Below are 21,284 nucleotides of genomic sequence, written 5' to 3' on the forward strand. Positions count from 1 at the left end.
ACAATTAAAAACTCCAGCTTCCTGTTGCTAAATAATGCCACAGATAGAGAAGGAAGGCAATGATTATCAGTATGATTCCGAAAGAAACCGGTTTGCGGCCACTTGCTTTTCTTCTTTTCAAATGTGTAGTACCTTCGACGAATTTACCGCGAATATCTTCCGGATTAAATTCTTTCTCCGGCAGCATCCCCAAGTCACGTTTGGCGTTCTCCTCCATCTTAGCGAGCTTTTCTTTCCGCTCGTCTACATAAATGTATTGATGATTAAAGCCCCGGGGCTTTCTCATTGAGTTAAACATTCCCATACTACTTCATATTTATTAAGTTTCGCTTTTCTGTCTTTGGTCGCCGGTCGGTAGTCGGCTTCAATGTTTCTCCCGCACGCTTGCTGCGCCAGTTGAAAATATCGTCCTTATTTAGCGGACGGACATAGTCGAACCAGGCAAAAGTGGGAAGACGCAGTTTATCAGGCGGTATCTGGTCCATCGGATACATCGTTCCGTTGGATTTACCGATAAAAAGTCCTTTTTCCATTCTCTTATCCTTCATATAAAGATGCAGCATACTACCTTCCAGACAATTAAATCCGGTCATCGTACTGTCTTTCTCTTCAGGATAAAAAGCTGTCAGCACATTACCGTTCACTTCAATATGGCGCATATCTCCATTAACGAAATAGGCTTTCATCTCCTTGCCGGACACTTGATTATAGTGAATAGAGTCTTTCATCTCCACTGTCAACGCCTGGTTGATAATGTGCGCCCAGTCAATCGTGCTGTCATTCATATAAATCTTGATCTGCTCACCAAGCAGTTGCTGTCCGTCATTCCAAAGAATAGGGTCAGTATACATGGTCATACAAGAATCTTTCGAATTATAGACCAGTGAGTCACATACTCCCTGAACATCTGTACGATACATACGTACTTTATGGTAAGCCTTCATCAACCGGTACAAAGAATCGGTATTCAGATTATAGGACACCATCTGCAAAGTATCCCCATGCATATAAAGACTGTCTCCCTGTGAATAATCGATAGCAACAGCACGTTTTGTTGCAAACGCAGAGTCCGTCAATTCATTATAGAAACAATAATCGCCCGTCAGCATATTCTTATTGATGGAGTCTGTCATCTTCACATTATCGAATGCTTCTCCGTAACCGATTACCCGGTCATAGAACAGACTGTCGCCTACAAGTTTCTTCCCCTGATTGGTCAGGACCGAACGGTCCAACAATTCCGCTTGTTCGGTCAATGTGTTATAGAATCCCCGTTCCGAATAGATATGATTATTATCACTGACAATATTGGAAGGTCCGAGAATCACTGCTATTTTGTTTTCGGTATTATACCTCAATGTATCGGAGGTCAACACAAACTTAGGGTTCACCAACTTCACATCATGGTTGAATACCGACTGTTTTGTTGCAGGGCTATATTCGCCCCAGTCAGAAGTCAGTACATTCTCTTCATCCATCAAAGTTCCCCCCTCGAAATAATATCCGAGATCGTAGAGACGGTCGTAGTTCAAGCTGTCCGTCAGCAGGGTCGTGTTCCGGTTAATCATCTTCACGTTTTCACGAAGTTGCGCAATTTGCGTCATTCCGTCATAATAAAGATAATCACCATAGATGAACAAGGTATCTCCCTGTTCCATACGCACATTGCTGAAGGCTTCTACGGAGTTGGTTTTCTCAAAAATCAGTGCACTGTCACAGTACATATACATACTGTCATGGCGCAACTTCACGTTACCAATCAACACCTGCACATCCGGACGTGCCAGCTTATCCGCCTGTCCTTCGTCAGCATGGAGCAAGTAAACTTTGGTCTTTTTATTCTCCGGTTGCTTCTTGTTGTCCGATTGTTTCTTATTACCCGCCGACGTTTTGGTTTTGGGAGCCGTCTTAGACGTATCCGCAGTCGATTTTGTCGAAGTCCCTGCCGTGGGTTTCTGTCCCGTCGGCCTCACTTGTGCCACAAGACATACACCAAACAGGCATAGAAAGCCTATAAGGAGCCATCTATGCCTGTCTTGTTGTTTATTTTTCTTATTCTTTTTCAGCATATAAAGTCAAAGCAAGGTTATATCAGTCATTCTTGACCCAACCCGGATACTTGAAGTCACACTTCTGCCAGTTTTCGTTGATGCGTACATAAGTGTGTTTTTGCTTGTTCAGAATCCATTTCTGCAACACCTCTTCGCGACGCTTATCCATTACGATTTCTTTCAGATCCTGATAGTCTTCCGCGATGGTTGCTTTATGACCATTGATTTTAGTTTTCAATTTCACGATAGCGCATACTTCTTTTCCATCTTTCTCATTAATCATTGTAAAAGCTTTGGAAATCTCGCCAACATTCATCTTATCCACTACCTTAGCAACGTCTTGAGGAAGATCCTGCATCTGGAACTTAGAAGTAGTGATACCTGAATGTTCATTGATGTTCACCATGATACCGTGATTGTTGCGGGTATCCTTATCTTGTGAGATAACGGCAGCGGCATCATCAAATGTGAATTTGTTAGCACGAATATCATCTGCAATAGAATCCAGACGGGCACAAGCCTCGGTCAGTTCTTTTTCCGAGACTTTCGGACGCAACAGGATATGGCGGGTATTAACACGGTCACCACGCTTCTCAATCAACTGGATAATATGGAAACCAAATTCCGATTCTACAATTTTGGAAACTTTCTTCGGGTCCTGCAAGCTGAATGCCACATTCGCATAAGCGGGGTCCATCATACCACGTCCCATAAATCCACATTCACCACCTTTAATGGCAGAAGCCTTATCTTCAGAATACAAACGGGCCAATGTAGAGAAGTCGATTTCTCCTTTTGTCACACGATCCGTATAATCACGCAGTGTCCTCTTTACATCCTCGATTTCCGAAACGGGTATTTTGGGTTGCAAAGTAATAATCTGCACTTCCACCTGTGTAGGAATGTAAGGGATACTATCCTGTGGAAGATCTTTGAAGTAACGGCGTACTTCTGCCGGAGTCACTTTGATATCTCCTGCCAGTTTCTGCTGCATCTTCTGAACCGTCAATCCGTCACGTGCATTATCACGCAAAGTTTCACGAATCTGGGTGGATGTTTTATTGAAATACTCCTCCATTTTCTCTCTGGAACCGATCTGCTGGATGTACATATTGGTCATCATATCCACACGCTGGATGATTTCCGCTTCGGAAACCTCGATACTGTCCAACTTTGCCTGATGCAGGAATAACTTCTGCACAGCAATCTCTTCAGGAATTACACAATAAGGATCGCCTTCGAATCTGCGTCCATTATACAAGGCATCCATACGGGCCTCTTCTACATCTGATTTTAAAATAGCTTCGTCACCTACTACCCAAACTACTTCATCAACCACATTATCTTGTGCATAGGTTGCCACATTAGCAAATATTGCCAGGACAAGGGTAACAACAAATCTAAAGTTCACAAACTTCTTCATTCTTTGTATTTAATAATTATATATAATCTTCTTCTTACTTACCGCCTGCTGATACAAGTCGTTCTTTACCTGTTCCATAAAGCTCACCCGTTTCTGATTTACCAGTAAGTCTTTCACTTCCGAGCGGGCAAATTCATACGGTTTCTCCTCACCAACTCCGCGATAATCGCTCACATTCAGGAAATAATAATAAGCCGTATCTTTCAATTCTACCTGACGGTGTTTGTTTACGTACTCTTCCGGTGCCTCTACTTTCAACGGAATCATGTCCAGGACATCGGTCACGGACACCCATTTATCATAGAAATATTCATATTTCACCGCATTCTGCAAACTATATTTTTCCAGGCTCTCGATAGCATCCTGTTTTTCCGACTTATACCATCTGCGCACATTGTTCAACTGGGGAGCTGTCAACGGCACTTTAATAAACAATCCCTTAATCAACGGACCTTCCAGTTTAAACAATTCCTTGTTTTTGCCGTAATACTCTGCTATCTCGTGTTCGGAAATATCATTCGCCAACTTCTGGCTAATCAACTCCTGCTGATAAGTATGCATTATCAACGCTTTCCGATAATTCTCCACCAGCTTGTCTACATCCACATTATCGGGGATATTGTTCGCAGCTTTCTCATACAATAAAATCTCTTCCGCCCAACTACGAATATAGTGCTCGGTGAAGAGAATGCTATCATCTTTTGACAATCCGACCGGAAGCACGGACATCAAATCTTCTTTATATAAAAAATTACCGTCCACCTCTACCAAAGGAGTCTTTCCTTTGTGGTCGTGCTGTTCCTTGCACGCTCCACAACCAAGAAGGGTAATCAGTAAGAGGACTAATATTCGCATCGGCAACTAAAATCTACTTATTTAAGGTACGAAGATAGTGAATAATCGGTTACATCAGTTATTATTAACTGTTTTTAAAACCTCTTGGTTTATTTCAACCTTACCGGACTCACTCAATTCCCGCATCCAGCACGTGTCAAGATAGCTTCGATAATCCTTTCGAACCCGATCAATTACTTCCCGATAATCATCCGGACCTTTCATTTTTTCGCCTACTACAATAGTAAAAGGATAAGACATCAAAGGATCAAAATCACCCTTCTTAAAAACCAGTTTATCTATATATTTATTGTCTCCGTCGGCAAAAATTCCTTGTTCAACTTGTATCTTTTCCTCCCCGGATGTATTAAAAGTTTGCCGAAGCTTGTCCGCCCACTCTTTTTCCGGCACTTTCTTCAGCATTTTTTTGGCTTGCTTTGCCGTCTTTTTATCAACGCAATGAAGTACGACTCCTCTATACCGGGGGCTCTCCCACCGATAATCCGACGAATGAAATTTAAAATAAGTAGCCAATCCCGCCCAGTCATTAGCTGCGGGCAAATCTATTTTCTGACGTGTTATCTCTTCCACCAAATAGTTTTCATCAGATTCCCGCAAGGCATAAGGAATTTCCGGATGCTTTTTATCGATATTCCGGCTTTCATAATCCAGCAATGACTTAGCTATAAATCCTTCCAACTGCCGTTTGACAGCTTGAGGATGAGAAGAGGCAAAATGCGTGAACATAGTTCCGGTGTATGCTTGTCCGTCAATCGTAAACAGGGTTTGTTCTGTACGGCCTTTCGCCAGCAGTTCTTCCATTGCCGCCTGATTGGGAGCATACTGCCATGCTTTTTTCAAGCGTTCGAGCACCGCGCCTGTACCTTTGTCCAAAATCTCCTTGCGCCGTAACCGTTCCATTAACCTGGCACTGACATTTTCGTAAGCAGCTGTTTCCTCCCGATCCATCACTTTCAAGATATGAATCCCTTCAGGAGTGAAAAAGGGCTGCGATGCCATACCTTTTGCCAGAGAGAAAGCAACATTCTCAAACTCGCTCGTTGTTTCCAGACATTCGATCCATCTACTTTGCTTATCATCCGAGTATATTTCGACCAAACGGTTAAAATTCAAATCCGGCTGATTCTGTATCGCCTGGTATATAGAATCCATCCGCGTTTTTTCTTCTTCTAAATGCCGGGAAGTAATTGTCTGCGGCAAACGTTTGAAAATCTGCATCACCTGTACCCTACCGCTACGTGCTTTCAGTCCCATCTTCTGATAGATAGCACGGGCACAACTATCCATCACTTGCCTGTCTAGCAGATAAGATTCCACCAACTCGGTCCGGCATTTCTCCTGTTGTTTACGAAAAGCAGAGGTCGTATCAAGTCCGGCAGCCCTGGCTGCTTCCACTTTCAACTTCGATTGAGCGAAAAGTGCCGCATACTCTTTGGACGAAAGCCTGGCATTTGAACGTTCGGCATAACGGCGGTATGCATATTCAAATTCCGAACGGAGTATCTCTCTTCCGTTAACACGCATCAATACCGGATCTTCCTGTGCAAAGACCGCGACTACAAAGAGAGAAATACATCCCAACAACAGGTTTCTTTTCATCATCAATTTTTATTTTTCAAACAACAAACGGTGAGCAGTGAACACCCTGCTGATTATACAGCCTGTTCACCGTTCACCGTTAATAGTTCACCGTATCTATCTATTATTCCGGACGGCTATAGTTAGGCGATTCACTGGTAATCGTCACATCGTGCGGATGACTTTCCATTACACCTGCATTGGTAATGCGGGTAAACTTAGCGTCATGAAGTTTCTCAATGTTAGCAGCGCCACAGTATCCCATACCTGCACGCAAACCACCAGTCAGCTGATACACAACTTCGAAAAGCGTACCTTTATAAGGAACACGGGCAGCGATTCCTTCGGGAACAAGCTTCTTCACATCAGCCGTTCCACTCTGGAAGTAGCGGTCTTTCGAACCGTTCTCCATTGCTTCCAATGAACCCATACCACGATAGGATTTGAATTTACGACCATTGAAGATAATAGTGTCACCCGGAGATTCTTCTGTTCCGGCAACCAATGATCCGATCATTACGCAATATCCTCCGGCAGCCAATGCTTTCACCACGTCGCCCGAATAACGCAAACCACCATCGGCAATCAAAGGAATACCTGTACCCTTCAACGCTTTTGCTACATCATAGACAGCTGATAACTGTGGAACACCTACACCGGCAACCACCCGAGTGGTACAGATAGAACCCGGGCCGATACCTACTTTCACAGCATCTGCACCAGCTTCCACCAAAGCTTTGGCAGCTTCTCCGGTAGCAATGTTACCTACCACAATATCAATATTCGGGAAGCGTTTCTTTGCTTCTTTCAGTTTTTCAATCACAAACTTAGAGTGTCCGTGAGCTGTATCAATCACGATTGCATCTGCACCGGCATCCACCAATGCCTGCATACGTTCCAGCGTATCGGCAGTAACACCTACACCGGCAGCTACACGCAGACGACCTTTGGCGTCTTTGCAAGCCATCGGTTTATCTTTTGCTTTTGTAATATCTTTATAAGTGACAAGACCGATCAACTTTCCGTCCATTCCGACAATCGGAAGTTTCTCAATCTTATGTTTCTGAAGAATCTGTGCAGCAGATTCCAAGTCAGTAGACTGGTTAGTAGTCACCAATCTTTCTTTCGGAGTCATGACAAGATCAATGTGTTTTGCCATGTCTCTTTCGAAACGCAAATCTCTGTTGGTAACAATACCCACCAAATAACCTTCATCATCTACCACAGGGATACCACCGATTTTATATTCCGCCATGATGTCCAGTGCATCCTGAACAGTAGAACCTCTTTTAATCGTTACAGGGTCATAAATCATACCATTTTCGGCACGCTTTACGATAGCAACTTGTCTTGCCTGTTCTTCGATAGACATATTTTTGTGAATCACACCGATACCACCTTCACGAGCAATGGCAATCGCCATTTTCGCTTCGGTAACTGTATCCATGGCAGCCGTCACAAAAGGTATTTTTAACTCAATGTTTTTTGAAAACTTAGTCGAGAGATCGACAGTGCGCGGTAAAACTTCAGAATAAGCGGGGATCAACAATACGTCGTCGTAAGTCAACCCATCCATTACAATCTTATCAGCAATAAATGACATAGGGCTATGCGTTTAAAAATTATTGCGTGCAAATATACGGTTTTTATTCAAAACCGCATACCTGCACGCCTATTTTTTTCGCTTTTTTAATTAGCCATTTCAGAGATGAACTTAATACGTACCAAACGAACTTCCTCTTCCGTGAAGTCATCGCCTAATTCGTCAAGCGCATCATCAATCTTATCAGTGGTAGATTCCTTGAAATAATCGTAGATATCAAGCAAATGATCTTCATCCATGATTTCTTCCAGGAAGTAATCTATATTCAGTTTGGTTCCCGAATAAACGATCGCTTCTACCTCGTCCAGCAGTTCACCAAATTCAATCCCTTTGGAAAGAGCGATATCATCTAACGCCACTTTACGGTCAATTGCCTGAATGATAGCTACCTTCATCTTTGATTTATTGGCAACCGTACGTACCCGCAAGTCTTCAGGACGTTCTATTTCATTCTCTTCACAGTGGCGTTTGATTAATTTACAGAACTCTTCACCGTAACGTTTTGCTTTTCCAGCTCCTACGCCCGGTATATTCTGCAACTCGTCCAATGTCACCGGATAAATGGTAGCCATTGCTTCCAAAGACGGGTCCTGGAAGATCACATAAGGCGGTACTTCCAGTTTCTTCGAGAGTTTCTTCCGCAAGTCCTTCAACATGGAATAAAGAGCCGGGTCTACTGCACAGGAGCCACCGCCGCGTGCCGGAACTTCTTCTTCCGTCTCTTCGAAATCGTTGTCCTCGGTAATCTTGAATGACTTCGGTCTCTTCAGGAACTTGTGTCCTTCCTCCGTCACTTTCAGGAGTCCGTAATGCTCCACATCTTTGCTCAAGTAACCTGCAATCAGCGCCTGACGAATCACTGCGTTCCATGTCTTATCCTCTTCACCCATACCGGAGCCGAAGACTTCGAGGTCTTCATGCAAATGCGCCTGTACTTCGGAAGTTTCTTTACCTTGTAGTATGTCTATAATATAATCTGCCTTAAAATTTTCTTTCACCGCGATAATCGCTTCAATCACGGCACACAATAACTCTTGAGCCTCCACTTGTTTTTTAGGGTTTAAACAGTTGTCACAATTTCCACAATTTTCTTCCGTATATTCTTCACCGAAATAATGCAGCAACGTCTTGCGTCGGCATACGGAAGATTCGGCATAAGCAGCGGTTTCCAACAGAAGCTGCTTGCCAATTTCCTGCTCTGCCACAGGTTTTCCTTGCATGAACTTTTCCAGTTTCTGCAAGTCTTTGTTTGTATAAAAGGTTATGCACTGACCTTCACCGCCATCTCTACCGGCGCGCCCGGTCTCCTGGTAATACCCTTCCAGACTCTTTGGAATATCGTAGTGAATCACGAACCTCACGTCCGGCTTGTCAATTCCCATACCGAAAGCGATAGTCGCTACAATAACGTCCACTTTTTCCATCAGGAAATCATCCTGATTCTTGGTCCTGGTCAACGAATCCATTCCAGCATGATAAGGACGCGCATTGATACCGTTTGCCTGCAGGATTTCAGCAAGTTCCTCCACTTTTTTCCGGCTAAGGCAATAGATAATGCCCGATTTCTCCGGATTGTTTTTGATAAACTTGATAATATCCCTGTCAATATTAGCGGTCTTCGCACGTACCTCATAATAAAGGTTCGGACGGTTGAACGAAGATTTGAAGACTTGAGCATCTACCATTCCCAGATTTTTCTGGATATCATGCTGCACCTTCGGTGTCGCCGTTGCGGTAAGCGCAATCAACGGAGCTTTACCTATTTCATTGATAATAGGGCGAATCCGCCGGTATTCCGGTCGAAAGTCATGGCCCCATTCAGAAATACAGTGAGCTTCATCCACTGCATAGAACGAAATCTTTACCGAACGCAAAAACTCTACGTTTTCTTCTTTCGTCAGCGACTCCGGCGCTACATATAGCAATTTTGTCTTTCCGGCAAGGATGTCCGACCTCACTTGGTCTATCGCGCCTTTATTTAATGAAGAATTGATAAAATGGGCGACGCCATCTTCTTCACTGAAATTGCGCATTGCATCCACTTGATTCTTCATCAACGCAATGAGCGGAGAAATTACGATTGCCGTACCTTCCATCAAGACCGAAGGTAGCTGATAGCATAAAGATTTCCCGCCACCGGTAGGCATCAGTACAAAGGTATCTTTACCATCGAGCAAGTTATTAATGATCGCTTCCTGGTTTCCCTTGAACTTATTAAATCCGAAATACTTTTTCAGTTCATCTGTTAAATTAATCTTCCCTGCCATCTTAACTAAGGTTGTTTTATTCAGTTCATGGTTTAACTTTAAGTATGTTCTCTTCTTCAAGAGAGCCAAACAAAGTTATAAACAACTTCGTAATTACCAAGCAAAATGCGACTAATATTTTCAAGAAAATACAGTTACGATCATTTTCTGTAGCCTTACTCTTTGATTTTAAGCGGTTTGTAGTCGTGCCATATTCGCTTTTTCCAGTTGCATCTTTGCATAATCCAGCGTCACCTTATACTCTTTTTTGTTCTCTGAAGGGATTTCAAACATGACATCCATCATAATTGTTTCCACAATAGAGCGCAATCCGCGGGCACCTAGCTTATATTCTACCGCCTTGTCGACGATATATTCGAAGACATCATCTTCAAATGTCAGCTTGATACCATCCATTTCAAACAGTTTGATGTACTGTTTGATGATTGAGTTTTTCGGTTCGGTAAGGATCGCACGAAGCGCATCCCGGTCCAGCGGATTCAAATAAGTCAACACCGGAAGACGTCCGATAATTTCGGGAATCAGTCCGAATGACTTCAAATCCTGTGGAGCGATGTACTGCATCATGTTATTCTTGTCTACCGTCGCTGTTTTCTGCGATGCCGTATAACCTACGACATGGGTGTTCAACCGTTGGGCGATCTTCTTCTCGATACCGTCGAACGCACCGCCGCAGATAAAGAGAATATTCTTGGTATTTACCGGAATCATCTTCTGGTCCGGATGTTTACGACCTCCCTGGGGAGGTACGTTCACCACAGAACCTTCGAGCAATTTCAGTAATCCCTGCTGTACACCTTCACCGCTCACGTCGCGAGTGATGGAAGGATTATCTCCTTTACGGGCAATTTTGTCGATCTCGTCGATAAACACGATACCCTGTTCAGCTTCAGATACATTATAATCTGCCACCTGAAGCAAACGGGTTAAAATACTTTCGATATCTTCGCCCACATAACCGGCCTCCGTCAGCACTGTAGCGTCTACAATAGTAAACGGCACGTGCAGTAACTTAGCAATCGTGCGTGCGAGCAACGTTTTCCCGGTTCCGGTACTACCCACCATAATAATGTTCGACTTTTCAATCTCCACATCATCACCGCTGTCTTTTTGCAACAAACGTTTATAATGGTTATAGACCGATACGGAAAGGAAGCGTTTCGCATCATCCTGTCCGATCACATACTGGTCGAGGAATTTCTTGATTTCTACCGGTTTGGGCAGTTCTTTTAAATTAAGTTTGGTAGCTCCCGCGCTTTTCTTGCCTTCGCCCAATGCTTCCTGAGTGATCTCATAAGCCTGGGTAGCACAACTGTCGCAGATATAGCCGTTCATTCCCGTAATCAGGAATCCGACTTCATTCTCCGACCGTCCACAGAAGCTACACCTTTTCTTTGTCTTTGAATCAGCCATTTTTATTTCTTAATCAATACCTCATCAATCATACCGTATTCTTTCGCTTCCTGAGCTGTCATCCAGTAGTCGCGGTCAGAGTCCGCCCATACTTTATCAAAATCAGTATGCGAATGATCGGCGATGATCGTATAAAGTTCTTTCTTCAATTTCTGAATCTCACGAGCTGTGATTTCAATGTCCGACGCTTGTCCTTGCGCACCACCCATCGGCTGGTGAATCATCACACGTGAATGAGGCAACGCAGAACGTTTGCCTTCAGCACCGGCAACAAGCAATACAGCCGCCATTGAAGCTGCCATACCTGTACAGATGGTAGCAACATCACTTGAAATAAACTGCATCGTATCATAAATGCCCAGTCCGGCATATACACTTCCGCCCGGAGAGTTGATATAGATAGAGATATCCTTACCCGGATCAACAGAATCCAGATACAGCAACTGTGCCTGAAGCGTATTCGCTGTATAGTCATCTACTTGTGTACCGAGAAAAATGATGCGGTCCATCATCAAACGGGAGAAAACGTCGAGTTGAGTAACGTTCAACTGTCTTTCTTCCAGAATATAGGGATTCAAATACCCGGCCTGCGATTTAATCACATCATCCAATACCATGCCATTCATTCCTAAATGCTTGGTTGCGTATTTTCTAAAATCATCCATGTTAATTGTTCCTTTCTTATAAATTAAAAATAAACGTAAGTACAAAGAAACGAAAAAGAATACAGAGACACAAAAAAACACAGAGTTATAATTTTATAAAAACTCTGTGTTTCTGTGACTTTATATTCTATTCAACCGAATGATTATTCAAACATCTTATTGAATTCTTCGATTGAAACGTTCTTGTTTTCCAAAGTAACCTGCGCTTTCAGAGCAGCAGCCAGCTTCACTTCTACCACACGACTTACCAAATTATTGATAGTTTCTTTCTTCTTCAACATCTCCTGTGCATAGTTATCAAGCACATCATCAGGGATAGACAACATACCGTATTGAGCAAACTGTGCCTTCGTTGTTTCTCTAGCCATCTTCAGAACATCTTCCTGTTCTACTTTGATATCGTTTGCTTCAACCAACTGTTCCTTAATCAGATGCCAAGTCAGTTCCTCGATGCTCTTATCATAGTTTTCAGCAACATATTCTTCGCCCTTTTCTTCGTTATTCAGCAACATGATACGTTTCAGCAGAGCGTCAGAGAATTCCAACTTACCTACTTTTTCCATCATCACTTTGCGAATATCGATCAGGAACTTATAATCGCTGTCAGCAACAAATCTTGCTGCAATTTCTTCTTTAATCTTAGCGCGGAATTCCTCTTCAGTCTTCACAACACCTTCGCCGAATGCCTGGTCGAACACTTCCTGTGTCAATTCACCCGGAACAAAACGAGTGATTTCTTCTACCTGGAAACTGAAGTCAGACTTAACATCTTTCGCGATTTCCTTGTCGATCTTCAACAAAGAACCCAGTTCAGCAGCATGTCCGTCATAAGCAACATTCGGATTGAACACCAATACATCATTTACTTTTGCGTTAGCAAAAATAGCTTTCTGATCGTCATTCTTCATATAAGCAGGCATCAACACAGCAGCTTCTACCTGAATACCACCTTCTTTTGTATTGCCTTCTTCGTCCAACTGTGCCAGCAGACCTTTCAACATATCATTATCTTCGTAAGCATCTACCTTATCATACTTACCAGTGCGTTGAGTGTACATCTTCACCTGGTTGTCGATCATTTCTTCAGAAACTTCGATAGAATAATAATCTACTTTGTCTTTAGCGCTTACTTCTGCTTTAAATTCAGGTGCCAAAGCGATATCGAACACGAAATCGAACTCTTCCATTGTATCGAAATCAATATTCTGCTGCTTTTCTTCATTAGGCAACGGCTCGCCCAACATATTCACCTTATTATCTTTAATATAATTGTAAACAGCTTCTTGCAATGCCTTATTCACAACCTCTGCAATCACTGATTTACCATACATCTTTTTAATAAGACTTGTCGGCACCATACCTTTACGGAATCCCGGAATCTGTGCCTTCTGACGGAGTGATTTCAACTCTTTGTCTACTTTCTCCTGATAATCTGCTTTCTCAAGCTTTACAGTAAGCTCTGCGCTTACTTTGTCAATGTTTTGTAATGAAACGTTCATTCTGACAATTATTTATTTGATTTATACTTTGTTCTATACTCAAAGAGGGTGCAAAATTAGTGCTAATCTTTCAAATTTCAAAAGACATTGCAGATTTATTTCAGCAACGCCACCCATCTTTCACACATCTTTTATTAATTATTTCATCAATTCCTCATATATAAACAACAATAAACCATCAGCAACGACCACGCCGCAGGTCCCCCGGCCTACTTTTTTCTCCGTCAAGCGAGCGCCCGTAACGAAGCGTTAAGAAGGGCAGACTGTTTGAGCGAAGCGAGTTTCTGCCCTTTAGCGTAGTGAAGGAAGCGAGTAGGAGAAAAAAGTCAGCCTTGAACTTTTCTTTGGTTCTTTCTTTTCTTTCAAGAGAAAAGGAAAGAACTTTTTTTCTGATAATCCGCAAATTAACCTTCCAAAAAGATGGTTAATCCAAAAATTATTCTTTTCTTTGCTGCGGATTGATGGACCATTAGTTTCTCGATTTGATTACAAGGTTTTTACTTCCGTTACGAAACGCATTTGTAAACTCTCTGTCGTTTTAATCTTTTTATTAGTAACCATCTATCCAGAGAGTTTTATTCATTTATTTATTTTTTATCATTTTCATTATGAACATTTATGTTGGAAACCTTAACTACCGTGTTAAGGAAGGAGATCTGCAACAAGTGATGGAAGATTACGGAGCAGTATCATCAGTTAAAGTTGTTATGGACCGTGAAACCGGTAAATCCAAAGGATTCGCTTTCATCGAAATGGAAGACGACGCTGCAGCTGCAAAAGCTATTGCTGAATTGAACGGAGCTGAATACATGGGCCGTACAATGGTAGTTAAAGAAGCTAGACCTAGAGCTTAATTGCCGACGCTAATATAGCTAAGAAAAAAAGAAACTTCTGTCACCCCGATGACAGAAGTTTTTTTATTACCCTTCCATTCCTTGCACTTCCACGTCCTTCACCTTACGGAGCAAGTCTGAAGCAAAGATAAAGTTATTCAGTCGTTCGTTGGTAGAGGTAAAGATATCATCTTTTGTCCCTTCCCACTCTTTATGTCCTTCATAAATATAAATCACCTTCTCGCCAATTCCCAATACAGAGTTCATATCATGCGTATTGATAATGGTCGTCATGTTATATTCCTGCGTAATATCATGGATCAGATCATCAATCACCAATGACGTTTTCGGATCGAGCCCCGAGTTCGGTTCATCGCAAAACAAATATTGCGGATTCAGGGCAATCGCACGTGCAATAGCCACACGCTTCTGCATCCCCCCACTGATTTCTCCCGGAAACTTATCTTTCGCCTCCCCCAGATTCACACGATCCAAGCAGAACATCGCCCGTTTGGTGCGCTCACGCAAAGTATCATTGCTAAACATATTCAACGGAAACATCACATTGTCCAACACCGTCATCGAGTCAAACAGAGCCGCACTCTGGAAAATCATCCCCATCTCCTTGCGAAGCATCTTTTTCTCCTTCTTCCCCATCAAGACAAGGTTGCGTCCGTCATATAAGACTTCCCCCTTCTCCGGAGTAAGCAATCCTACAATACACTTCATCAATACCGTCTTACCGGAGCCACTCTGACCGATAATCAAGTTCGTCTTTCCATTTTCAAAACTAGCATTGATATCACTCAATACCGTTTTATCATCAAATGATTTATAAAGTCCTTTAATCTCAATCATCCCATCAAAAGTTTAGTTAATATCAAGTCCGCAAACAGAATCAATACACTGCTGGATACTACGGCATCCGTAGAAGCCTTTCCCACAGCAATCGATCCACCATCTACCGTATATCCGAAGAAAGCAGACACACTTGCAATAATAAACGCAAAAAAGAGGGATTTGATGATACCGGCCCAAATAAACCACTCCACAAACATATATTGCAATCCATATTCCAGATCGACCGCATTCATCACCCCGGCAAACCAACAGGTGCAAAAGGCACCGATAATTCCGGCAAAGATACTGAACGTCACTAAAATAGGAATCACAGTTACCATCGCCGTAATCTTAGGCAGAATCAGGTAGTTTGCCGAATTGATACCCATAATTTCGAGCGCGTCAATCTGCTGCGTCACCCGCATCGTTCCTAATTCCGAAGCGATATTCGATCCTACTTTTCCCGCAAGAATCAAACACATGATAGAGGAAGAAAATTCCAGCAACATAATTTCACGTGTCACATACCCCACTGTCCAGCGAGGCATCCACGGACTTTCGATATTCAACTTAATCTGGATGGTAATAACCGCGCCGATGAAAAACGAAATCAACAGCACGATGCCGATGGAGTTCACACCTAGTTGCTCCAACTCGTTAAGGTATTGCCGGAAGAACATACGCATACGTTCAGGACGGGAAAAAGTCCGTCCCATCAGCATGAAATATCTCCCGACGGTTCTCAATGCTTTTATCATAACTCACACTATTTGTCTGCAAATGTACATTATTTCAGCTTATTTTTACTACATTTGCCGCAAAATAACTAGAATATGGAAGAAAGCAAGATGGTGCTCCGCACGGAAGACCTGGTTAAGAAGTACGGTAAACGAACCGTTGTGAGCCACGTTTCCATCAATGTGAAGCAAGGTGAGATTGTAGGTTTGCTGGGACCGAACGGTGCCGGTAAGACGACTTCATTCTATATGACCGTAGGGCTGATTACTCCGAATGAAGGACGTATTTTCCTCGACGACCTGGAGATTACCAAATATCCGGTTTACAAACGAGCGCAAACGGGAATCGGCTACCTTGCACAGGAAGCTTCCGTTTTCCGCCAGATGAGTGTGGAAGATAATATCGCCGCCGTACTGGAAATGACTAACAAGCCCAAAGAATATCAAAAGGAAAAACTCGAAAGCCTGATAGCAGAATTCCGTCTGCAAAAGGTACGCAAAAACAAAGGTAACCAGTTGTCCGGAGGTGAACGCCGCCGTACGGAGATTGCCCGTTGTCTTGCCATCGACCCCAAATTCATCATGCTTGACGAACCTTTTGCCGGTGTAGACCCGATTGCTGTAGAAGATATCCAGCAAATTGTTTGGAAGCTGAAAGACAAGAATATCGGAATCCTGATTACCGACCACAACGTACAGGAGACACTTAGTATCACCGACCGCGCCTATCTGCTGTTCGAAGGAAAGATTCTTTTCCAGGGAACACCGGAAGAATTATCGGAGAATCAGATTGTGCGTGAAAAATACTTGAGTAACAGCTTCGTTTTACGCAGAAAAGATTTCCAGTTGGAGAAATAGATTCACCACAGATTAACACAGATTTCCACAGATTAAAAATAAAAAACGGGCTAATCAATTTACAAGTTTTGTATCATTTGATTAGCCCGTATTCTTTATGAAATATCTGTGGAAATCTGTGTTAATCTGTGGTGAACTTTACTTCTGTCTAATATAAATATTAACCGGAGTACCTGTCAGATTCCATTTCTCACGCATCTTATTTTCGAGGAAACGTTTGTACGGATCCTTCACATACTGCGGCAAGTTGGCAAAATAGACAAATGAAGGTACTTGCGTATTCGGCAGCTGTGTGATGTATTTAATCTTGATATACTTACCTTTATTTGAGGGAGGCGGATAAGCCTCGATCAGCGGGAGCATTTCTTCATTCAAACGAGCTGTCGGAATCTTTGTCGTCCGGTTCTCATATACATTACGTGCTTCTTCCAGCACTTTCAGAATACGTTGTTTAGTCAACGCAGAAGCAAAGATGATCGGGAAATCGACAAACGGAGCAAAACGTGAACGGACAGCTTCCTCAAATGTCTTCTGCACTTTCACTGATTTATCTTCCACCAAGTCCCATTTATTAATCACGACTACCAATCCTTTCTGGTTCTTCTGAATCAGAGAAAAGATATTCAAGTCCTGGCTCTCAACACCCCTCGTTGCATCCAACATCAGAATACAAACATCCGAACCTTCGATGGCACGAATCGAACGAATCACCGAATAATATTCCAAGTCTTCATTTACCTTGTTTTTCTTACGGATACCTGCCGTATCTACCAGGTAAAAATCAAATCCGAATTTATTGTAACGAGTGTAGATCGAGTCACGGGTAGTCCCTGCAATCTCTGTCACGATATTACGTTCTTCCCCAATAAACGCGTTTACAATGGAAGATTTTCCTGCATTCGGGCGTCCTACCACAGCAAAACGAGGAATATCATCATCCAGGATTTCAGAAGACTCCTTCTTGAAATTGCTGACAATCAAATCCATCAAATCACCCGTACCACTTCCTGTCATGGCAGAAACACAATACGGATCGCCCAATCCCAGTTTATAAAACTCGGGAGCGTTATACTGTAAATCATGATTGTCCGTTTTATTGGCAACCATAATCACCGGACTATTAGCACGGCGCAGAATAGCCGCTACCTGCATATCCAGATCGGTCACTCCGTTCATCACATCCACAACGAACAAAATAACGTCCGCTTCATCGACTGCCAATAATACCTGCTTACGGATTTCCTCTTCAAAAACATCATCCGAATTAACCACCCATCCGCCGGTATCCACCACGGAGAACTCACGGCCCAGCCACTCGGACTTGCCATATTGTCTGTCGCGGGTTGTACCCGCTTCTTCATTCACAATAGCCTGACGAGTCTTCGTCAGACGGTTAAATAAGGTAGACTTGCCCACATTCGGGCGTCCTACAATTGCAACTAAATTACCCATAGTTCAATACCTTGTTTTTCACGACTATCACAGTCGCATGAATACTCTTAATCTAACTGATAACCAAAATTACGCAGTTCCTTATCCGAACTACGCCAATCCTTATCCACTTTCACATACGTTTCAAGGAAAATAGTCTTTCCAAAGAAACGTTCCAATTCACGGCGAGCCTCGGTAGCAACCTTCTTCAACGCCTTGCCCTGTTTACCGATAATAATTCCTTTCTGCGAATCACGTTCCACGTTAATCACCGCACGAATATGAATCTTCTTCGGCTCTTCCTTAAACTCCTCTACGACCACTTCCACCGAATAAGGAATCTCCTTGTCGTAGTAGAGCAGAATCTTTTCCCGGATAATCTCATTCACGAAGAAACGGGCAGGCTTGTCCGTCCACTGATCCTTTCCAAAATAAGGAGGAGAATCGGGCAACAGTTCTTTGATTCGCTTCATCACATAGTCCACATTGAACTTCGATGTAGCAGAAATCGGAATAATTTCGGCTTGGGGAAGCAGTTCTTTCCAATCTTCCACCAGCTTTACCAGTTTTTCCTGATCTGTAAGATCTATCTTATTGATGAGCAAGAGCACAGGCACCGTCATCTGGCGCACCTTCTCCATAAACTCATTATTCTTATCCGGCGTCTCCACCACATCAGTCACATAAAGCAAGATATCCGCATCCGTCAATGCCGAAGTAGAAAAATTCAGCATCGACTCCTGTAGTTTATAATTGGGCTTCAATACTCCCGGAGTATCAGAAAAAACAATCTGCATTTCATCCGTATTATAGATTCCCATAATCCGGTGACGAGTTGTCTGCGCCTTGAAAGTAGCGATCGAAATACGTTCACCCACCAAGACATTCATCAATGTCGATTTTCCGACATTCGGATTTCCTACAATGTTTACAAAACCTGCTTTATGCATTTCTCTTCATTTTATTGGTTGAGACAAAAAAACGCATCGAATCGAAATAGGATGCGTTTTTGAGTGTTATAGTTCAGTAACTTACGTTACGATTCCTTTTTTCCGTCATAACCCCATTTCACGTAAACTGCGCCCCATGTAAATCCAGCACCGAATGCAGTGAAAATGATATTATCACCTTTCTTGAGTTTATCTTCATAATCCCAGATACACAAAGGAAGAGTAGCAGCACTGGTGTTACCGTAATGCTCAATATTTACCAACACTTTATCCATTGGCACCTCCATACGGTGAGCCACGGCTTCGATAATGCGGACATTCGCCTGATGCGGAACAATCCAGTTGATATTATCTTTCGTCAGACCATTCTTTTCTGCAATAGCAGCAGATACATCCGACATGTTGGATACAGCATATTTAAACACTGTTCTTCCTTCCTGGTGCAAATAGTGCATTTTATTGTCTACTGTGAAATAAGACGGAGGACAAACCGAACCACCAGCTTTCATGTGGAGGAAAGGCAATCCTTTGCCATCAGTTCTCAGTATCGAATCCATGATTCCGTAATCTTCCGTAGTCGGTTCCACCATAAAGGCAGCAGCACCGTCACCAAAGATAGGGCATGTAGCACGATCTGTATAGTTAACCATTGACGACATCTTATCGGCACCGACAATGATAATTTTCTTATATCTTCCCGAACGGATGAAATTAGCAGCTGTCTCCATTAAATACAGGAAACCGCTACAAGCAGCTTGCAAATCGAAAGCAAATGCATTCTTCAGTCCGAGTTTATCACAAAGAATAGAAGCTGTAGAAGGGAAGTGATAGTCAGGAGTAGTGGTAGCGACAACAACCAAATCAATGTCATCAGGATTAGCACCAGTTTTCTTCATCAACTGTTTGGCAGCTTTGCGTGCCATGTATGAACTACCTAATCCTTCCTCATTCAGAATATGTCTCTCCTTTACTCCGATACGAGTCATAATCCATTCGTCGTTGGTATCCACCATTTTTGATATCTCGTCGTTAGTTAAGATATAATCGGGAACGTACCCACCGACTCCTGTGATTACTGCATTTATTTTTTCCATCAAACCTATTTTAAATTAGCAATACTATAATACTTAAAGCAGCCGGAGAGCTTTACCCTCAGGCTGTTTTCAGTATAACTGTACTAATTATACAGCTGCTTCTTTCTCAATAGCGAGCTTACCTCTGTAATAGCCACAAGCACCACATACAGTGTGGTAAACGTGCCATTCGCCGCAATTCGGACAAATAGCCAATGTAGGAGCTACTGCCTTATCATGAGTTCTTCTCTTCGCTTGTCTCGTACTTGATTGTCTTCTCTTAGGATGTGCCATTTTCTTAAAACTTTAATTATTATCTAATATTTTTTTTAATTCATTCCAGCGAGGATCAATTTGTTCCTCCACTTCTTCCTCAATTACGATGTCATCTCCACCTGTGTCGAAAGTATCATCGCTATCCTCATTCGCATTTGTTTTCAAATGCTTGTTCAATTTACTAGTTACCGCTTTATTACACTTACCGGGAGCATGTACATGCTTCATCGGAATAGACAGCGCAACAAATTCATACATGAACCATGCAACGTTGATTTCCCCTTCTTCCTCGGGAATCACAATCAGGTTGTCACCTTCTTCTGCATATTCATGACCAAACTTTACCATCAGTTTATCAGAAGAACTGATAGGTAGCTCCATATCATCCAGACAACGGTCGCATGGTACCCATACCATACCGTCAGTTTGGAAACTCAGCTCGAAAGCACGAGAGGTTCTTTTCACAGTCAATGTAACATTGACCTTTCCTTTCTGAACTTCAGGACCATCAATGTGAGCGAAGTAAAGGTTATCCAATACAAACTCATACTTAGCAGAGTCTGCTTGCATACCTTTCAAGTCAATTTTGTATTTATCAAATTTTCCCAAAGCTTCTCTCTTTTTTAAATCGTTAGCTTACAATTCGGGCGACAAAGATACAAATAAATATCCTCATAACATACAAATTATCAGTAAATATTCACTTTTTTAATAGGTATTATGAGGTTTGTATCTGCTAAAAAGGGTGGTATAAATACCAAAGTAATAAAAAACAGAAAGCCTCGCCCGTCAATAGACAAGCGAGGCTTCTTTAAAACGGCGGCTACCTACTCTCCCACTGTTACGCAGTACCATCGGCGTGACGAGGCTTAACTTCTCTGTTCGGAATGGGAAGAGGTGGAACCCTCGTGCTATAACCACCTGAATAAGGT

At 42.6% G+C, this 21,284-nt stretch carries 19 protein-coding genes and 1 rRNA gene; 2 read left to right on the plus strand and 18 right to left on the minus strand.

Annotated elements, in window-relative coordinates:
* Nucleotides 1–4: 4 nt before the first annotated feature.
* The 10 genes from N5O98_RS22150 to tig form a co-directional block, all read right to left on the minus strand.
* Nucleotides 5–304, minus strand: coding sequence for a hypothetical protein (locus N5O98_RS22150; RefSeq protein WP_004297174.1), 300 nt, complete (start codon nucleotides 302–304; stop codon nucleotides 5–7).
* Nucleotide 305: 1 nt separating this feature from the next.
* Nucleotides 306–2,069: an OstA-like protein gene (locus tag N5O98_RS22155; protein WP_118161549.1), complete on the minus strand. Its 1,764-nt coding sequence runs from the start codon at nucleotides 2,067–2,069 to the stop codon at nucleotides 306–308.
* 22 nt (nucleotides 2,070–2,091) lie between these two features.
* On the minus strand, nucleotides 2,092–3,474 hold the full coding sequence (locus N5O98_RS22160) for a peptidylprolyl isomerase (protein WP_004297172.1): 1,383 nt from the start codon (nucleotides 3,472–3,474) through the stop codon (nucleotides 2,092–2,094).
* Nucleotides 3,475–3,483: 9 nt separating this feature from the next.
* Nucleotides 3,484–4,329, minus strand: coding sequence for a hypothetical protein (locus N5O98_RS22165; protein WP_004308632.1), 846 nt, complete (start codon nucleotides 4,327–4,329; stop codon nucleotides 3,484–3,486).
* 54 nt (nucleotides 4,330–4,383) lie between these two features.
* Nucleotides 4,384–5,928 (minus strand): peptidylprolyl isomerase, encoded by a 1,545-nt coding sequence (locus tag N5O98_RS22170; RefSeq protein ID WP_022198987.1) that lies wholly within the window; start codon nucleotides 5,926–5,928, stop codon nucleotides 4,384–4,386.
* A gap of 103 nt (nucleotides 5,929–6,031) precedes the next feature.
* Nucleotides 6,032–7,510 (minus strand): IMP dehydrogenase, encoded by a 1,479-nt coding sequence (gene guaB / locus N5O98_RS22175; protein WP_004297169.1) that lies wholly within the window; start codon nucleotides 7,508–7,510, stop codon nucleotides 6,032–6,034.
* Nucleotides 7,511–7,596: 86 nt separating this feature from the next.
* Complete coding sequence (gene recQ / locus N5O98_RS22180) at nucleotides 7,597–9,777, minus strand: DNA helicase RecQ (RefSeq protein ID WP_004305598.1); 2,181 nt, start codon at nucleotides 9,775–9,777, stop codon at nucleotides 7,597–7,599.
* Between the two features lie 168 nt (nucleotides 9,778–9,945).
* Nucleotides 9,946–11,190, minus strand: a complete 1,245-nt coding sequence (clpX, locus tag N5O98_RS22185; RefSeq protein ID WP_004308630.1) for an ATP-dependent Clp protease ATP-binding subunit ClpX — start codon at nucleotides 11,188–11,190, stop codon at nucleotides 9,946–9,948.
* Between the two features lie 2 nt (nucleotides 11,191–11,192).
* Entirely contained in the window at nucleotides 11,193–11,855 is a 663-nt protein-coding gene (gene clpP, locus N5O98_RS22190; protein ID WP_004297164.1) for an ATP-dependent Clp endopeptidase proteolytic subunit ClpP, read from the minus strand.
* A gap of 143 nt (nucleotides 11,856–11,998) precedes the next feature.
* Nucleotides 11,999–13,354 carry a trigger factor gene (tig, locus tag N5O98_RS22195; protein WP_004308629.1) on the minus strand — a complete coding sequence of 452 codons (1,356 nt, stop codon included), beginning with the start codon at nucleotides 13,352–13,354 and terminating at the stop codon, nucleotides 11,999–12,001.
* A 608-nt stretch (nucleotides 13,355–13,962) separates the two neighbouring features.
* Here tig and N5O98_RS22200 point away from each other — a divergent pair.
* On the plus strand, nucleotides 13,963–14,208 hold the full coding sequence (locus N5O98_RS22200; RefSeq protein ID WP_004297160.1) for an RNA recognition motif domain-containing protein: 246 nt from the start codon (nucleotides 13,963–13,965) through the stop codon (nucleotides 14,206–14,208).
* A 66-nt stretch (nucleotides 14,209–14,274) separates the two neighbouring features.
* Here the strand turns inward: N5O98_RS22200 and N5O98_RS22205 are convergent, their stop codons facing one another.
* Together N5O98_RS22205 and N5O98_RS22210 are read right to left on the minus strand one after the other, a co-directional pair.
* Nucleotides 14,275–15,045, minus strand: coding sequence for an ABC transporter ATP-binding protein (locus N5O98_RS22205; RefSeq protein ID WP_004308628.1), 771 nt, complete (start codon nucleotides 15,043–15,045; stop codon nucleotides 14,275–14,277).
* Entirely contained in the window at nucleotides 15,042–15,785 is a 744-nt protein-coding gene (locus N5O98_RS22210; RefSeq protein WP_004308627.1) for an MlaE family ABC transporter permease, read from the minus strand. The genes N5O98_RS22205 and N5O98_RS22210 overlap by 4 nt, the downstream gene beginning before the upstream one ends.
* Nucleotides 15,786–15,860: 75 nt before the next feature.
* On the opposite strand from N5O98_RS22210, the gene lptB reads away from it, so the two are divergent.
* Nucleotides 15,861–16,622, plus strand: a complete 762-nt coding sequence (gene lptB, locus N5O98_RS22215) for an LPS export ABC transporter ATP-binding protein (RefSeq protein ID WP_004308626.1) — start codon at nucleotides 15,861–15,863, stop codon at nucleotides 16,620–16,622.
* 138 nt (nucleotides 16,623–16,760) lie between these two features.
* Here the strand turns inward: lptB and der are convergent, their stop codons facing one another.
* The 6 genes from der to rrf form a co-directional block, all read right to left on the minus strand.
* The gene (gene der / locus N5O98_RS22220; RefSeq protein WP_004308625.1) at nucleotides 16,761–18,074 is read right to left on the minus strand and encodes a ribosome biogenesis GTPase Der; all 1,314 of its coding nucleotides are present in this window, start codon (nucleotides 18,072–18,074) and stop codon (nucleotides 16,761–16,763) included.
* Nucleotides 18,075–18,121: 47 nt separating this feature from the next.
* Nucleotides 18,122–19,003 (minus strand): GTPase Era, encoded by an 882-nt coding sequence (era, locus tag N5O98_RS22225; RefSeq protein WP_004308624.1) that lies wholly within the window; start codon nucleotides 19,001–19,003, stop codon nucleotides 18,122–18,124.
* Nucleotides 19,004–19,089: 86 nt separating this feature from the next.
* A complete protein-coding gene (locus N5O98_RS22230; protein ID WP_004308623.1) occupies nucleotides 19,090–20,097 on the minus strand; it encodes a beta-ketoacyl-ACP synthase III in 1,008 nt (335 codons plus the stop codon).
* Between the two features lie 87 nt (nucleotides 20,098–20,184).
* Nucleotides 20,185–20,370 carry a 50S ribosomal protein L32 gene (gene rpmF, locus N5O98_RS22235; protein ID WP_004296852.1) on the minus strand — a complete coding sequence of 62 codons (186 nt, stop codon included), beginning with the start codon at nucleotides 20,368–20,370 and terminating at the stop codon, nucleotides 20,185–20,187.
* Between the two features lie 12 nt (nucleotides 20,371–20,382).
* Nucleotides 20,383–20,961, minus strand: a complete 579-nt coding sequence (locus N5O98_RS22240) for a YceD family protein (RefSeq protein WP_004313594.1) — start codon at nucleotides 20,959–20,961, stop codon at nucleotides 20,383–20,385.
* Nucleotides 20,962–21,166: 205 nt separating this feature from the next.
* Nucleotides 21,167–21,277, minus strand: a 5S ribosomal RNA gene (gene rrf, locus N5O98_RS22245).
* Nucleotides 21,278–21,284 lie beyond the last annotated feature (7 nt).

It is taken from the genome of Bacteroides sp. LFL-34, assembly GCF_027257075.1.
Classification (GTDB): domain Bacteria; phylum Bacteroidota; class Bacteroidia; order Bacteroidales; family Bacteroidaceae; genus Bacteroides; species Bacteroides ovatus.

Excerpts from the sequence above, each read along its gene's own strand:
- der (WP_004308625.1), bottom strand. The coding sequence starts at position 18,074 with ATGGGTAATTTAGTTGCAATTGTAGGACGCCCGAATGTGGGCAAGTCT.
- N5O98_RS22165 (WP_004308632.1), bottom strand. The coding sequence starts at position 4,329 with ATGCGAATATTAGTCCTCTTACTGATTACCCTTCTTGGTTGTGGAGCG.
- clpP (WP_004297164.1), bottom strand. The coding sequence starts at position 11,855 with ATGGATGATTTTAGAAAATACGCAACCAAGCATTTAGGAATGAATGGC.
- rpmF (WP_004296852.1), bottom strand. The coding sequence starts at position 20,370 with ATGGCACATCCTAAGAGAAGACAATCAAGTACGAGACAAGCGAAGAGA.
- guaB (WP_004297169.1), bottom strand. The coding sequence starts at position 7,510 with ATGTCATTTATTGCTGATAAGATTGTAATGGATGGGTTGACTTACGAC.
- N5O98_RS22155 (WP_118161549.1), bottom strand. The coding sequence starts at position 2,069 with ATGCTGAAAAAGAATAAGAAAAATAAACAACAAGACAGGCATAGATGG.
- N5O98_RS22160 (WP_004297172.1), bottom strand. The coding sequence starts at position 3,474 with ATGAAGAAGTTTGTGAACTTTAGATTTGTTGTTACCCTTGTCCTGGCA.
- era (WP_004308624.1), bottom strand. The coding sequence starts at position 19,003 with ATGCATAAAGCAGGTTTTGTAAACATTGTAGGAAATCCGAATGTCGGA.
- tig (WP_004308629.1), bottom strand. The coding sequence starts at position 13,354 with ATGAACGTTTCATTACAAAACATTGACAAAGTAAGCGCAGAGCTTACT.
- N5O98_RS22210 (WP_004308627.1), bottom strand. The coding sequence starts at position 15,785 with ATGATAAAAGCATTGAGAACCGTCGGGAGATATTTCATGCTGATGGGA.
- N5O98_RS22150 (WP_004297174.1), bottom strand. The coding sequence starts at position 304 with ATGGGAATGTTTAACTCAATGAGAAAGCCCCGGGGCTTTAATCATCAA.
- N5O98_RS22200 (WP_004297160.1), top strand. The coding sequence starts at position 13,963 with ATGAACATTTATGTTGGAAACCTTAACTACCGTGTTAAGGAAGGAGAT.
- N5O98_RS22205 (WP_004308628.1), bottom strand. The coding sequence starts at position 15,045 with ATGATTGAGATTAAAGGACTTTATAAATCATTTGATGATAAAACGGTA.
- lptB (WP_004308626.1), top strand. The coding sequence starts at position 15,861 with ATGGAAGAAAGCAAGATGGTGCTCCGCACGGAAGACCTGGTTAAGAAG.
- recQ (WP_004305598.1), bottom strand. The coding sequence starts at position 9,777 with ATGGCAGGGAAGATTAATTTAACAGATGAACTGAAAAAGTATTTCGGA.
- N5O98_RS22230 (WP_004308623.1), bottom strand. The coding sequence starts at position 20,097 with ATGGAAAAAATAAATGCAGTAATCACAGGAGTCGGTGGGTACGTTCCC.
- clpX (WP_004308630.1), bottom strand. The coding sequence starts at position 11,190 with ATGGCTGATTCAAAGACAAAGAAAAGGTGTAGCTTCTGTGGACGGTCG.
- N5O98_RS22170 (WP_022198987.1), bottom strand. The coding sequence starts at position 5,928 with ATGAAAAGAAACCTGTTGTTGGGATGTATTTCTCTCTTTGTAGTCGCG.